Raw genomic sequence first — 13,362 nt, forward strand, 5'->3', positions numbered from 1 at the left:
TACTGTGCTATGCGCAGTAGTGGCAACAAGAGAACCGGGCGGCTCCCGGAAGGGTGCCGCCCGGTCACATGATCAGCTTAGGCGTCGGCCTTCGGGGGGCAGGTCGCCGAGTAGTTGGCGACGCCCGACGAGGCGGCGTTCGGGCTGACGACGACGAGCTCGATGGTGCCCTTCGTCTCCTTGCTGTTGTGCGTGCCACCGACGCCCCAGGTCACGGCGAGGTCGCCGTTGACCTGACGCTCAAGGACGTTGACGTCCTTGACACCGTCGACCACCCAGTAGTACTTGACGGTGGTCGGGCCGGTGCTGTGCAGGGTGGCCGAGAAGTCCACGCCGGGACCACGGTTGTCCTTGCACATGTCGTTACGGGTGCCGGAGACCGACACGGCCGACACGGACGCGGTGGGCTTGGGAGCCTCGCACGCCGCGTACGACTGCGTGATCGAGTCGCTGTTGTTCGGGCCGGTGACCGTCAGGGTGATCTTGCCACCCTTGGCGGCCTCGCCGGTCAGCGCCTGCTCGGAGAGCTCGACGGTCTTGGAACCGCTGTCCGAGAAGACGCTCTCGCCCTTGGCCACGGACTGGCCGTTGACCGCCCAGGTGTACTGGACGCGCGCGGCGCCGGTCGCGCTGACCGTGGCGTGCGCGCCGACCTTGCACCCGTTGTTGTTGGTGGCCGTCACCAGGTTGGTGGCCGACACCTTGACCGCGGGAGCGGGGGTCGAGTCCTTGCACCACACCTTGTAGTAGGCGCGGTTGGACAGGGCGTCGTCGGGGCCGACGATCTCCAGCTGCGCCCAGCCACGCTGGCTGTGACGCGGGGAGATGCCGAAGCCGACCTTACGCTTGTTCCAGACCTTGACCTTGCCGTGGTCGACGACCTCGCCGTTCAGGATCCAGCGGTAGCGGACCCAGCTCGGGTGGTTGACGCTGATCAGACCGGTGAAGTCGATCTTGTCACCCGGGGTGCAGGGGCCCTCGTAGGACGACGGGCTGGCCCAGGCGCGAGCCGAGACCGACACGTCCTTGTCCGTACGGACGCCACCGAGGTCGACACACGAGACCGAGAAGTAGCCCTTCTTGGACGTGACCTTCTTCGGACCGAGGACCTGGACGGCCTCCCAGCCCTTGACGTCACCCTTGAAGGTCACCGACTCCTTGACGGTGACCGACTTGGTGCCGTGGCCCTTGAGCTTGACAACCTGGACCTTGCCCTTGGACCCGTCACCGTGGAGCCAGCGGTAGGCGAGCTCGGTCTTGCCCTTGACCGGGACCTTGATCTTGGCCGAGAAGTTGACCTTGACCGGGCAGGAACCCTGGTAGTCCTGGTCGGCGGCCTTCGGTGCGGTGACCGAGACCTTGGAGGACTTGGCCGCGGTGGCCGTGCCGGACTTGCCGGCCGCGGCCGAGGTCGCCGCCTGAGCGGGGCTGGCTACCAGGCCCGCTGCCATGGCGGCCAGCACGGCGGCGGAGGCGCCGAACGCCGCCGCCTTACGTGCCAACCCAACAGACATCATGTGAGAGTGCTCCATTCCGTGAGGGAAAAGACGCGCTCGGGAACGGTCGCCACGCCGTCACCTTCCGTGCACAGCAATATGGCAAAGCCCCCGTTTTGCGCCTTTACCTAATCACAATAGTGATTGCACGCTCAACACGGGTCATAGACCTGAAATGTCTGGATTTGGCTATCTCGGCCGGCGAGGGACCAGGCGATTCCGTCCAAGATGTCGTGTTCGCTGACGACGACCTGCGAAAACGCAAAACGGCGCACGATCCGGTCAAGAATTAGCGCACCGGCGCCAATGACGTCAACCCGCCCAGGATGCATCACCGGCACCCGCGCGCGATCACCATGGGTCATCGCCAGCAGCCGCCGCGTCACCTCGTGAACCTCTTCGGCGGTGATCCTGGAGTGGTGGATGCGCTCGGAGTCGTAGGCCGGCAGGTCGAGGGCGATGCCCGCGATCGTGGTCACCGAGCCCGCCAGGCCGACCAGCGTGTGCGCCCGCTCGACGGGCACCGCCTCCTCGACCCGGTCGAGGGCCGCCTCGATGTCGGCGACGACGGCCTCCAGCGCCGGGGCCGGCGGCGGGTCGCCCGCGTCCCTCAGGTGGCGCTCGGTCAGCCGTACGCAGCCGATGTCCACCGACAGGGCGGCCTCGGCGTGCTCGGAGCCGACCACGAACTCCGTGGACCCGCCGCCGATGTCCACCACCAGGTAGGGCGGCAGCGGGCCCTGCGGCATCTCGGTCTCCGGCGAGATGCGCAGCAGGCCCCTGGTCGCCCCCCTGAACGACAGCTCGGCCTCCTCCGCCCCCGTCACGACCTCGGGCGTCACGCCGAAGATCTCGCGGACGCCGTCGGCGAACTCCTGCCGGTTGCCCGCGTCGCGGGTCGCGCTCGTGGCCACCACCCTGGTCGCGACCGCGCCGTGCCGGTCGATCAGCTCCCGGTAGGAACGCATCGCCTTGAACGTGCGCTCCAGCGCGTCGGGCGCCAGCATGCCGGTGCGGTCGACCCCCTGCCCCAGACGGACGATCTCCATCCGCCGCTCGACGTCGTGCAGCGTGTCGTCGCGGACGTCGGCGATGAGCAGGCGCACCGAGTTGGTGCCGCAATCGATGGCCGCTACACGCATGGTCCGTCACTCCACCAGTCGGGGAGCGCGTCGAGCGCCTCCCTGCCGAACGGGTTGCTCCCCGGCACCGCCAGCTCGTGCGCCACCAGGGCGTGCAGGCACTTCACCCGCAGCGGCATGCCGCCGGTGCTCTGCATGTCGCGGGGCAGCGGCTCCATGCCTTCATCGTGGGCCGCCTTGTCGCGCCTGGCGACGTAGTCGTCGTGCGCGGCCTGGTAGGCGGCCGCCAGGTCGGGGTCGCTCGCCAGCCTGGCCTGCATCTCGCGCATCAGGCCGGAGCCTTCGAGCGTGCCGATGGCCGAGGCGGCCTTGGGGCAGGTCAGGTAGTACAAAGTCGGGAACGGCGACCCGTCGGGCAGCCGCGGCGCGGTCTCCACCACGTCGGGATTGCCGCACGGGCAGCGGTGTGCCACCCCGCGCAGCCCTCTGGGCGGCCGGCCGAGCTGCCGCTGGACCGCCTCGACGTCGTCACTTTCCACTGCTGCTCTCCACCGCTCTGCGGCCCGTGCCCTTGTCGGCGGCCTCCACCGACTCCCACAGCGTCTGGTACCACGGCGGCACCTCGACGGGCTGCTTCACGGCCGTCTGCTCCTTGCCCTGCTCGGGCTCCATCACCACATAGCACTTCTCGCCGGGGCCGCAGAAGTGCAGCCGCTCCTTGGCGGTGCGTTTGATCCAGTTGGGATCGTCGCTCTGCCGGTCGCGGGCCAGCAGCGTCTGCCGCTCGGCCTCGACCCTGGCCTTCTCCGCCTGCAGCTCGGCGATGCTGCGGCGCAGGCTGATGTACTCGCGCACAGGGTAGGCCAGGCTCATCGCGATCGCGCACACCACGACCGCGAGGATGGCGGCCCGCCCGGTCAGCTGCGGCCTCTTCGCCAATGCTGCACACCCCCTTCGACGTACGGCCCGCGGCCGTCAGACCTTCCCAGGCCGCGGACCGTCAGTCGAAACTAGCGCCGGAACCGCGGAAAAGCCGCGCGACCCGCGTAGCGGGCGGCGTCGTCGAGAAGCTCCTCGATGCGCAGCAACTGGTTGTACTTGGCCACGCGGTCGGACCGCGCCGGGGCGCCGGTCTTGATCTGGCCGCAGTTGACCGCCACCGCCAGGTCGGCGATCGTCGTGTCCTCGGTCTCGCCGGAACGGTGGCTCATCATGCACCGGTAGCCGTTGCGGTGGGCCAGGTCGACGGCGTCGAGGGTCTCCGACAGCGTGCCGATCTGGTTGACCTTGACCAGCAGGGCGTTGGCGGTGCCCTCGTCGATGCCGCGCGCCAGCCGCTCGGGGTTGGTGACGAACAGGTCGTCGCCGACCAGCTGCACCTTGTCGCCGAGGGCCTCGGTGATGGCCTTCCAGCCCGCCCAGTCCTCCTCGTCGAGGGGGTCCTCGATGGAGACGAGCGGGTAGTTGGCGACCAGGTCCGCGTAGAAGGCGATGAGCTCCTGCGCCGAGACGCCCTTGCCGTCGATCGTGTAGACGCCGTCCTTGTGGAACTCGGAGGCGGCCACGTCGAGGGCCAGCGCCACGTCTTCGCCCGGCACGTAGCCGGCCCGCTCGATCGCGACCAGGATCAGGTCGAGGGCGTCGCGGTTGGAGGGCAGGTTGGGGGCGAAGCCGCCCTCGTCGCCCAGGCCCGTCGCGTAGCCCTTCTCCTTCAGCACGCCCTTGAGCGCGTGGTAGACCTCGGTGCCCATGCGCACGGCCTCGCGGAACGTCTCCGCCCCGATCGGCGCGATCATGAACTCCTGGATGTCGACGTTGGTGTCGGCGTGCGCGCCGCCGTTGAGGATGTTCATCATCGGCACGGGCAGGACGTGGGCGTTGGGGCCGCCGACGTAGCGGAACAGGGGCAGGTCGGCGCTGTCGGCCGCGGCCTTGGCGACGGCGAGCGAGACGCCCAGGATGGCGTTGGCGCCCAGCTTGGCCTTGTTGGGCGTGCGGTCGAGGTCGATCATGATCTGGTCGATGATGCGCTGGTCCTCGGCCTCGACCCCGTTGATCTCCTCGAAGATCTCGTCGGTCACGGCGAGCACGGCCTTCTCCACGCCCTTGCCGCCATAGCGCTTGCCGCCGTCACGCAGCTCGACCGCCTCGAACTGGCCGGTGGACGCCCCGCTCGGCACGGCGGCGCGGCCGCTGCTGCCGTCGTCGAGCACGACCTCGACCTCGACCGTGGGGTTGCCCCGGGAGTCGAGGATCTCGCGAGCGTAAACGACCTCGATGGTAGCCACGGGTTGCGCTCCTAAATCGAAAGGCAATATGCCATCAGAGCCTATCGGTACCCCGGGCCACCGTTACGGCACGGTCTGACTGCCGGGCGTCGGGCCCGCCGCGGGTCAGCCGGTCGAAGGAGGCGTCGGGAGCAGGTCAGCCCGTCGAAGGAGGCGTCGGGAGCGGGTCAGCCCGTCGAGGACAGTCTCCAGGCCCGTCGTGGGTCAGCCCGTCGAGGACAGGCTCCAGGCCCGGAGGCGGCCGCCGGTCGCGGCGACCAGCAGCCCGTCGCCCACCGCCAGGGCGGTGACCTTCCTGCCCGGCGCGAGGCCGCCCAGCCGCTCGCCGCGGTCGGCGTTCCACACGGTGACCCCGTCGCCGCCGCCGGCGATCATCCGGCGGCCGCCCGCGGCCGTGACGCCGGCGCCCGCCGCCCCCGTGCTGAAGCCGCGCACGTAGGCGCCGCTGGCCAGGTCGTACACGGCGGTCGAGCGGCCCGTGGTGACGGCGGCGTGGCCGTCGCCGAACGCGGCGACCGAGCGCACCTCGCCCTTGCCCTCGCCGAGCAGCCCGCCGGCCGCGCCCAGCAGGCCCCGGCCGGTGCCGACGAGGGCCTTGCCGCCGGACTCGTCCCAGGCCAGGGCGGTGACCGGGCCGGCGGCCGGCCTGGCGCTGGCGACGACGCGGTTGGAGGCCAGGTCGAGCGTCACGACCCGGCCGTCGCGGCAGCCGATCAGGACCGCGGGCTGCTTGCGCCACTGGCCGGGCGCCAGGCGGGCCTCCGACGGGCACACCTTGTGCCACGTGCCGGGGCGGGCGTCGCCGATGCGCCAGCGCCGCACGGCCCCGTCCGTGCCCGTCCAGACCGCTGTCTGCCGGCCGCCCACCGGGACCAGCAGCAGCGAGCGCACCGGCGTGGGGCCGGCGTCCGCGAGCCGGTCGAGCGGCTCGCCGGCCCGCGGGTCCCACACCTCGATCGAGTTGCCCGCCCGCTCGGCGTAGACGACGACGGGCGCGCCCTTGTGGTGACCGATGGCCAGCGCCGCCACCTGGGCTCCCGGCTCGGGCCCGAACTCGGGGCCGAGCTCGACGCCGAACGTCCCCGCCTGCCCGCCGTCCCCGCCGCCGGAGGGCAGACCGGCGTTCCGCCACAGCGCCCCGGCCACCACCCCGACGGCGACGAGCACGCCGATCCCGGCGGCGGCCCACCTCCGCCGCGCCACCGGACGCGCGCCGCGTGCCGCCGCCCTCCGCACCTCACCCGCCCCAGGCCGCGCCCGCCCGCGGACGTGCCCATGGACGTCCCCGCGGACGTCCCCGCGGACGTGCCCGCGCGGCGCCGTACGGCCCAGCAGCCGCGCCAGCACGTCGTCGGCCGACGGCCGCGCCTGCGGCTCCTTGGCCAGGCACGCCGCCAGCACCCCGCGCAGCGGCTCGGGCACCTCGCGCAGGTCCGGCTCGGCGTGCAGGATCCGGTTCAGCACGGCCGGGATCGAGTCCCGGCCGAACAGCGGCTCGCCCGTGGCGGCGAACCCGACGGTGGCCGCCCAGCTGAAGACGTCGGAGGCGGCCGTCGCGCTCTCCCCCGCGATCTGCTCCGGCGACATGTACCCCGGCGTGCCGACGATGCTGCTCGCCGTGGTGGAGACGTCCAGGTCCTTGGCGATGCCGAAGTCGATCACGCGGGGGCCGTCCTGGCCCATCAGCACGTTGCTCGGCTTGAAGTCCCGGTGCACGATGCCCGCGCCGTGGATGGCGGTCAGTGCCGTGATCGTGCCGGCCGCCAGCCGGTCCAGCTCGCCGCCGGTCAGCGGGCCGCCGTCGAGGACCAGGTCGTGCAGGGACGGCCCGTCGATGAACTCGCTGACGATGTACGGCCGCCCCTCGGCCAGCCCGCTGCCGTAGATCCGCGCCGTGCGCGCGCCGGCCACCTTGGCGGCGGTCGTGCTCTCCCGCAGGAACCGGCGGGTGGCCCGCTCGTCGCCGAGCAGGCGCGGATGCAGCACCTTGACGGCCGCGTGGCCGCCGCCCGCGTCGCGGCCCAGGAACACCGACCCCTGGCCGCCGTCGCCCAGCCGGCCGAGCAGGCGATAGCCCGCCACCTCCCGCGGCTCCCCCGAGCGCAGCGGTCTCAGCTCCACCACCAGTCCCCCTCGGCTCGCCGGTTCAAGCCCCCGAGGATCCTGGCATCGGGTGACTTCTTCCGACAACCAGGGCGGTCAGGCGTTGGACTCCCACGCGCGTACGCGGTCGCGGTAGGCACGGGCCGCGGCGCGCAGCTCGGCCTCGGGGTCCAGCCCGGCCTCCTGCGCCCGGCGTACGAGGTCGAACAGCTCGCGCGCCACCCCCTGGCCGATCGCGGCCGCCAGCGCCTCGGGCGCACCGGCCCGCTCGGCCCTGCGCAGCAGCTGGGCGGCCAGCGCGAGCGCGGGCTGGCCCATGGGGACGCCGTCGAGCACCGACGACTCGCCGCCCTTGGCCGCCCGCTCGGCCGCCTTGATCGCCTCCCAGTTGTCGTTGACCTCGTCCGCGCTCTCGGCCCGCACCGATCCGAACACGTGCGGGTGCCGCCGGACGAGCTTCTCGACGATCCCCGCGGCGACGTCGTCCATGTCGAACGTCTCGGCCACGCGGGCGTGGAAGACCACCTGGAGCAGCAGGTCGCCGAGCTCCTCGCGGAGCGCCGGGTAGTCGCCCTGCTCGATCGTCTCCAGGACCTCGTACGACTCCTCCAGCAGGTACGGCACCAGCGACTCGTGCGTCTGCTTGCGGTCCCACGGGCATTCGGTGCGCAGCCGGTCCATCACCGCGACCAGGTCGAGCACCCGCGAGCCGGGCAGATCGTACGAACCGGGCACGACCTCGATGAGCGGCGGCTCGTCGAGCGCGATGGCCGCGCGCCCGATCGCGCGCATGAAGTCCTCGTCGTCACCGGCGAGCCAGACCACCCGCTCGCGCACCGCCCGCCTTGACAGCGCGACCGCGTCGGGCACGACGACCTCCGCCTCGATCCCGGCGGCGGCCAAATAGGGAAGCTGCGGATGGCCGGCGGAGCCGGTCAGCACGGGCCCTGAGCGCAGCGCCTGCCAGGCCTGGTCGCTCAGCAGGCCCGGCGCGACCCTGGGCGAGGTGGTGACGACGATCAGCGGCATCGGGCTAGCCCTGCTGCTGTTGCTGCGCCTGCTGGGAGGACTTGCCGAACCGGCCCGGATCGACGAAGCCCTGCTGGCTGAACTCGCCGTAACGCGGGCTGTAGATCGGCTTGATGCTCGTCAGCTCCTTGACGAACTTCTCCTGCGCGGCCTGGTCCTGGGCGCCGCCGAGCTGGTTGCGCACCTTGACCGCGCCCAGCTCCGCGCGCAGGTAGCCACGCGCGTCGGCCGGGCTGACGCCCCTGGCGATCAGGTTGATCTCGGGCGACTGGTACTGGCCCGGGTCCTTGAGCGCGTTGTCGACCTCGCTCTCGCTGACCTGCACGTTGTGCTTGGCCGCGAGCTGCCTGAACGCGCTCTCGTTCGCCATCCGGTAGAGCACGAACTGGGTGACGGGCACCCCGAGCTGCTCGGCCGAGACGTTGGCGCGCTTGAGTGCGGCCTCGTACTCCTGAACGTTCTTGGTCAGGTCGCGGGCCGAGATGCGCTCGCTCCCGACCACGGCCGCGGCTCCGGCCTCCATGGGCGAAGAGCAGGCGGTCAGCGCGGCGAGTCCTACCGCACCGGCGGCCACAGCCACTCGAATCGACTTCACATGCGTCCCTTTCCGAACAAAAACCGCGCTTAGCTTACCCGCGCGGGCTCAAGAAACATCGCCTCGACCAGGTCGCCGCACCATTTGAGCAGATCCAGGTCGCGCAACGGCTGCCCGCCCAGCGGCTTGGTCTTGGGCACCGGCACGAGCAGCGTCTCGGCCGCCTGCTTGTAGACCGCCTTCTTGTACAGCCGGTCGAGCCTGACCTGCTGCGACTCCCGCAGCCGCGCCGGGCCGAACTTGATGTTCTGCCCCTGAAGCGTGACGTCGGTCAGCCCGGCCGAGCGCGCCTTGATCCGGAAGCGGGCCACCTCCAGCAGGTTCTCCACCTCCACCGGCGGCTTGCCGTAGCGGTCGGTGAGCTCGTCGCGGACCTCGTCGATGTGGATCGGCGCGGTGATGGCCGCGATGCGCTTGTACGCCTCCAGCCGCAGCCGCTCGGAGGTGACGTAGTCGTGCGGGATGTGGGCGTTGATGGGCAGCTCGACCTTGACGTCCTGCTGCTCCTGCTGGACCTCGGCCCCGGACAGCTTGGCCTTCTGCTCCTGGACGGCCTCGGCCATCAGGCGCACGTAGAGGTCGAAGCCGACGCCCGCGATGAAGCCCGACTGCTCGGCGCCGAGCACGTTGCCCGCGCCGCGGATCTCCAGGTCCTTCATCGCGACGTACATGCCCGCGCCCATCTCGGTGTGCTGGGAGATGGTGGCCAGGCGCTCGTGCGCGGTCTCCGTCAGCGGCTTCTCCGGCGGGTAGAGGAAGTACGCGTAACCGCGTTCCCTGCCTCGCCCGACCCGGCCCCTGAGCTGGTGGAGCTGGGACAGGCCGTAGTTGTCGGCCCGGTCGACGATGAGCGTGTTGGCGTTGGGCACGTCGAGGCCGGACTCGACGATCGTGGTGGAGACGAGCAGGTCGTACTCGCGTTCCCAGAAGCCGACCATGATCTTTTCGAGCTGGTGCTCGTTCATCTGGCCGTGGGCGACCGCGATGCGCGCCTCGGGGACCAGCTCGCGCAGCCGCGCCGCCACCCGGTTGATCGAGGCCACCCGGTTGTGCACGAAGAAGATCTGGCCGTCGCGCATCAGCTCGCGCCGGATCGCCGCCCCGATCTGCTTCTCCTCGTACGGCCCCACGAACGTGAGGATCGGGTGCCGCTCCTCCGGCGGCGTGAGGATCGTGGACATCTCGCGGATGCCGGTCAGGCCCATCTCCAGCGTGCGCGGGATCGGCGTGGCCGACATGGCCAGCACGTCGACCTGCGTGCGCAGGTGCTTCATGGCCTCCTTGTGCTCGACGCCGAAGCGCTGCTCCTCGTCGATGATGATCAGCCCGAGGTCCTTGAACCTGACCTCCGGGCTGAGCAGCCGGTGGGTGCCGATGACGACGTCGACCGCGCCCGACCGCAGCCCCTCCATCGTGCCCTTGACCTCGCCGTCGGTCTGGAAGCGCGAGATCGGCCTGATCGCGATGGGGAAGCTGGAGAACCGCTCGGTGAAGGTGGACATGTGCTGCTGCACCAGCAGCGTGGTCGGCACCAGCACGGCCACCTGCTTGCCGTCCTGGACGGCCTTGAACGCCGCCCGCACCGCGATCTCGGTCTTGCCGTAGCCGACGTCGCCGCAGATCAGCCGGTCCATCGGGACGCCGCGCTCCATGTCGCGCTTGACCTCGTCGATGGCTTCGAGCTGGTCGCCGGTCTCGGCGTAGGGGAAGGCGTCCTCCATCTCGCGCTGCCACGGCGTGTCGGCGCCGAAGGCGTGGCCCGGCGAGGCCATGCGGGCCGAGTAGAGCCTGATCAGCTCGCCGGCGATCTCCTTGACCGCCTTCTTGGCCCTGGACTTGGCCTTGGCCCAGTCGGCGCCGCCCATGCGGTTGAGCGTGGGCGCCTCGCCGCCGACGTAGCGGGTGACCTCGTCGAGCTGGTCGGTGGGCACGTAGAGGCGGTCGCCCTTGGCGTACTCGATGACCAGGTACTCGCGGGTCGCGCCCTGGACCGTGCGCTGGACCATCTCGACGTAGCGGCCGACGCCGTGCTGCTCGTGCACGACGTGGTCGCCGACCTTGAGCTGGAGCGGGTCGACCATGTTGCGGCGGCGCGAGGGCAGCCGGCGCATGTCCTTGGTGGACGCCTTCTGGCCCACCAGGTCGAGATGGGTGAGCACGGCCAGGCGCGGCGTGATGAACCCGTGCTCGATCAGGCCGGTCGAGACGTGCACGACCTTGGGCTCGGGCGCCTTGTCCAGGAAACGCTGCAACCGCGCGGGCACGTCGACGCCCTTGAGCAGCTCGACCATGCGCTCGGCCGGCCCGTGGCCCTCGCTGAGCAGCACGACCGCCTTGTCCTCGGCCAGCCAGCCCTTGATGTCGGCCAGCGCCTTGGCGGTGTCGCCCCGGTAGGCCTCGGAGTCTTGGGCGTCGAGCTCGACGCCGTTGCCGAACGGCGCCATCGTCCACCACGGCTGGCCCAGCGCGTCGGCGTGGTCGCGGATCTCCTCCAGCGAGCGGAAGGCCGCCGCGCCCAGGTCGATCGGCGCCTCGCCGCCGGCCGCCGCGTTGATCCAGGACGCCTCCAGGAACTCCTGCGAGGTGCGTACGAGCTCTTCCGCCCGGCCCCTGATGCGCTCGGGGTCGCACACGAACACCGCCGACCTGGCCGGCAGGTGGTCGAGCAGCAGGTCCATCTCCCCCGCCAGCACCGGCGCGAACGCCTCCATGCCCTCGACCGGAATGCCTTCGGCGAGCTGGTCGAGCACCTCGGCGAGGGCCGGATGCTGCTGCGCCAGCTCCCGCGCCCGCGCCCTGACCTCGCCGGTCAGCAGCAGCTCGCGGCAGGGCGGCGCGAACAGGCCGTCCTCGGCCGCCTCCAGCGAGCGCTGGTCGGCCACCTTGAACCAGCGGATCTCCTCGACCGTGTCGCCCCAGAACTCCAGCCGCAGCGGGTGCTCCTCGGTGGGCGGGAACACGTCGAGCAGCCCGCCGCGCACGGCCACCTCGCCGCGCTTCTCCACCATGTCGACCCGGTGGTAGCCGTTGGTGACCAGGCGCTCGACCACCTCGTCGAGGTCGGCGTCGTCGCCCGCCCGCAGCCTGATCGGCTCCAGGTCGCCGAGCCCCTTGACGATCGGCTGGAGCAGCGCCCTGACCGGGGCGACCACCACGCCGAGCGGCCCGGCGGCGGTGTCGCCCTTGACCGGGTGCGCCAGCCTGCGCAGCACGGCCAGGCGCTGGCCCACGGTGTCGCTGCGCGGCGAGAGCCGCTCGTGCGGCAGCGTCTCCCAGGCCGGGAACACCGCGACCGAGCTCGGTTCGAGCAGGCTCGTCAGCGCCGCCGCCAGGTCCTCGGCCTCCCGGCCGGTGGCGGTGACGGCCAGCACGGTGCGCTGATCGTGCGCGGCCAGCGCGGCCACGCCGAACGGCCGCAACGCCGAAGGCGCGATCAGTGAGACGTCGCCGCCCTCTTCGAGCGCGGCGGTCAGCTTCGGGTCGGCCCCGGCCCCCAGGGCCACAAGGTCAAGCAATCCGGAAAGACTCATCAGATACGCCCACAGCCCCACGACGGCAACACAACTACCCCCGGCCGGGTCAGGTCGCGGGGGTCTCCACCCAGCCTACTCGGGGTGCGGCACCCGGTAACCGGGGACCGACGGCCAGCGTACGGTGAGCACCACCGACTCGGCCTCGGCGACCCACGAGTGGTCCACGCCCTTGCCCCAGACCACGTAGTCGCCCGGCTCGGTCAGCAGCACGCCGCGCCCCGGCAGCTCCACCCGGAACCGGCCGCTGATCAGGACGAGCAGGGCGGTGCGCTCCTCGCCCCTGACCCACTGGGCGCGCTCGTCGCCCGCCGGGTGCACGCCCCACTTGATCTCGACTTCTTCACTGTGTCGTGGGTCGCCGAAGGGTTTGAAGTGACCGAGCACCCAGCCCCGGTCGCCGGCCGCGTCGATATTGGCGTTCCCCACGTAAACCTGCCCGTCCACGGGGCAGGACGCTAGCAGGGAAGTGCCTAACCGAGACGGCTCGATTGATTACTGTAGGTGACATGTCTGAGGTGCGATCAGTCGCCCAGCGAGGCGACCTCTTCGGTCAACGGATCCGCGAGCACTGGGCCGGGCGGTTCAGCCGGCGGCTCGACATACTCGTCGCGGGGTGCGCCCACGACGAGCCGCTCGACGTGGAGCCGCTGGAGGCCAGGGCCACGGGCGCCGACGTCGACCACCCGGTCATCAGAGACGTCGTGGAGGAGCGCGCCGACCTGGTGGCCTGGTCGCTCGGCGATCTGCGCTGCGTGCCGCTCCAGCACCGCGCCTACGACGTGATCCACCTGTCGTTCCTGCTCGAACGCGTCCAGCACGCCGAGCTGGTGTTCGACCGCCTGCTCCAGTCGCTGCGGCCGGGCGGCCTGGTGCTGCTGCGGATGCGCGACAGGAAGTCGGCCTACGGGCTGCTCGACCGCCTCACGCCGTCGTGGCTGCGCCGGGCGTTGTGGCGCACGCTGGTCACGCCCGGCACGCCGGGCCCGCTGCCCGTCGTCTACGAGCCGCTGGCCTCCAGCGACGGCATGCACGCCTTCTGTCTCAGCCGCGGCCTGATGATCACCGACGACGAGCGCCGGATCAGCGGCCCGGCCCGCGCCGGCCGGCTCGGCTCCGCCGCCGTCGCGCTGGTCGACCGGCTGAGCGGCGGGCGTTACCCCGCCTCCCACGACGAGATCACGATGGTGATCAGGAAGCCCCAGCATCACTTCGCCCGGCTGCTCTAGCGACGGGACG

Annotated in this window: 10 protein-coding genes and 1 pseudogene; 1 reads left to right on the plus strand and 10 read right to left on the minus strand. The window is 71.4% G+C overall.

Translation table 11 applies throughout. The features are described from left to right. Nucleotides 1–77 precede the first annotated feature (77 nt). The 10 genes and pseudogenes from ABT158_RS13365 to ABT158_RS13410 all read right to left on the minus strand — a co-directional run bounded on the left by ABT158_RS13365 (nt 78) and on the right by ABT158_RS13410 (nt 12,570). Nucleotides 78–1,502, minus strand: a complete 1,425-nt coding sequence (locus ABT158_RS13365) for a hypothetical protein (protein ID WP_352353007.1) — start codon at nt 1,500–1,502, stop codon at nt 78–80. 146 nt (nt 1,503–1,648) lie between these two features. Beyond that, nucleotides 1,649–2,638: a Ppx/GppA phosphatase family protein gene (locus tag ABT158_RS13370; RefSeq protein ID WP_352353008.1), complete on the minus strand. Its 990-nt coding sequence runs from the start codon at nt 2,636–2,638 to the stop codon at nt 1,649–1,651. Next, a complete protein-coding gene (locus ABT158_RS13375) occupies nt 2,629–3,117 on the minus strand; it encodes a DUF501 domain-containing protein (protein ID WP_352323567.1) in 489 nt (162 codons plus the stop codon). Before ABT158_RS13375 ends, ABT158_RS13370 begins: the two co-directional genes overlap by 10 nt. Then, nucleotides 3,107–3,517, minus strand: coding sequence for an FtsB family cell division protein (locus ABT158_RS13380; RefSeq protein ID WP_352323568.1), 411 nt, complete (start codon nt 3,515–3,517; stop codon nt 3,107–3,109). Before ABT158_RS13380 ends, ABT158_RS13375 begins: the two co-directional genes overlap by 11 nt. A gap of 71 nt (nt 3,518–3,588) precedes the next feature. Then, complete coding sequence (eno, locus tag ABT158_RS13385; RefSeq protein WP_352353009.1) at nt 3,589–4,866, minus strand: phosphopyruvate hydratase; 1,278 nt, start codon at nt 4,864–4,866, stop codon at nt 3,589–3,591. A 204-nt stretch (nt 4,867–5,070) separates the two neighbouring features. Beyond that, nucleotides 5,071–6,990, minus strand: coding sequence for a protein kinase domain-containing protein (locus tag ABT158_RS13390; protein ID WP_352353010.1), 1,920 nt, complete (start codon nt 6,988–6,990; stop codon nt 5,071–5,073). 75 nt (nt 6,991–7,065) lie between these two features. Then, on the minus strand, nt 7,066–7,998 hold the full coding sequence (locus ABT158_RS13395) for a nucleoside triphosphate pyrophosphohydrolase (RefSeq protein WP_352353011.1): 933 nt from the start codon (nt 7,996–7,998) through the stop codon (nt 7,066–7,068). A gap of 4 nt (nt 7,999–8,002) precedes the next feature. Continuing rightward, nucleotides 8,003–8,599 (minus strand): annotated as a pseudogene (locus ABT158_RS13400) (SurA N-terminal domain-containing protein); the annotation flags it as partial. Between the two features lie 23 nt (nt 8,600–8,622). Further along, a complete protein-coding gene (mfd, locus tag ABT158_RS13405) occupies nt 8,623–12,123 on the minus strand; it encodes a transcription-repair coupling factor (protein WP_352353012.1) in 3,501 nt (1,166 codons plus the stop codon). Nucleotides 12,124–12,198: 75 nt separating this feature from the next. Next, nucleotides 12,199–12,570, minus strand: a complete 372-nt coding sequence (locus tag ABT158_RS13410; protein ID WP_352353013.1) for a cupin domain-containing protein — start codon at nt 12,568–12,570, stop codon at nt 12,199–12,201. Nucleotides 12,571–12,632: 62 nt separating this feature from the next. On the opposite strand from ABT158_RS13410, the gene ABT158_RS13415 reads away from it, so the two are divergent. Further along, nucleotides 12,633–13,352 (plus strand): class I SAM-dependent methyltransferase, encoded by a 720-nt coding sequence (locus tag ABT158_RS13415; protein WP_352353014.1) that lies wholly within the window; start codon nt 12,633–12,635, stop codon nt 13,350–13,352. Nucleotides 13,353–13,362 lie beyond the last annotated feature (10 nt).

The sequence above is a fragment of the Nonomuraea sp. NPDC001636 genome (genome assembly GCF_040298265.1).
Lineage (GTDB): Bacteria > Actinomycetota > Actinomycetes > Streptosporangiales > Streptosporangiaceae > Nonomuraea.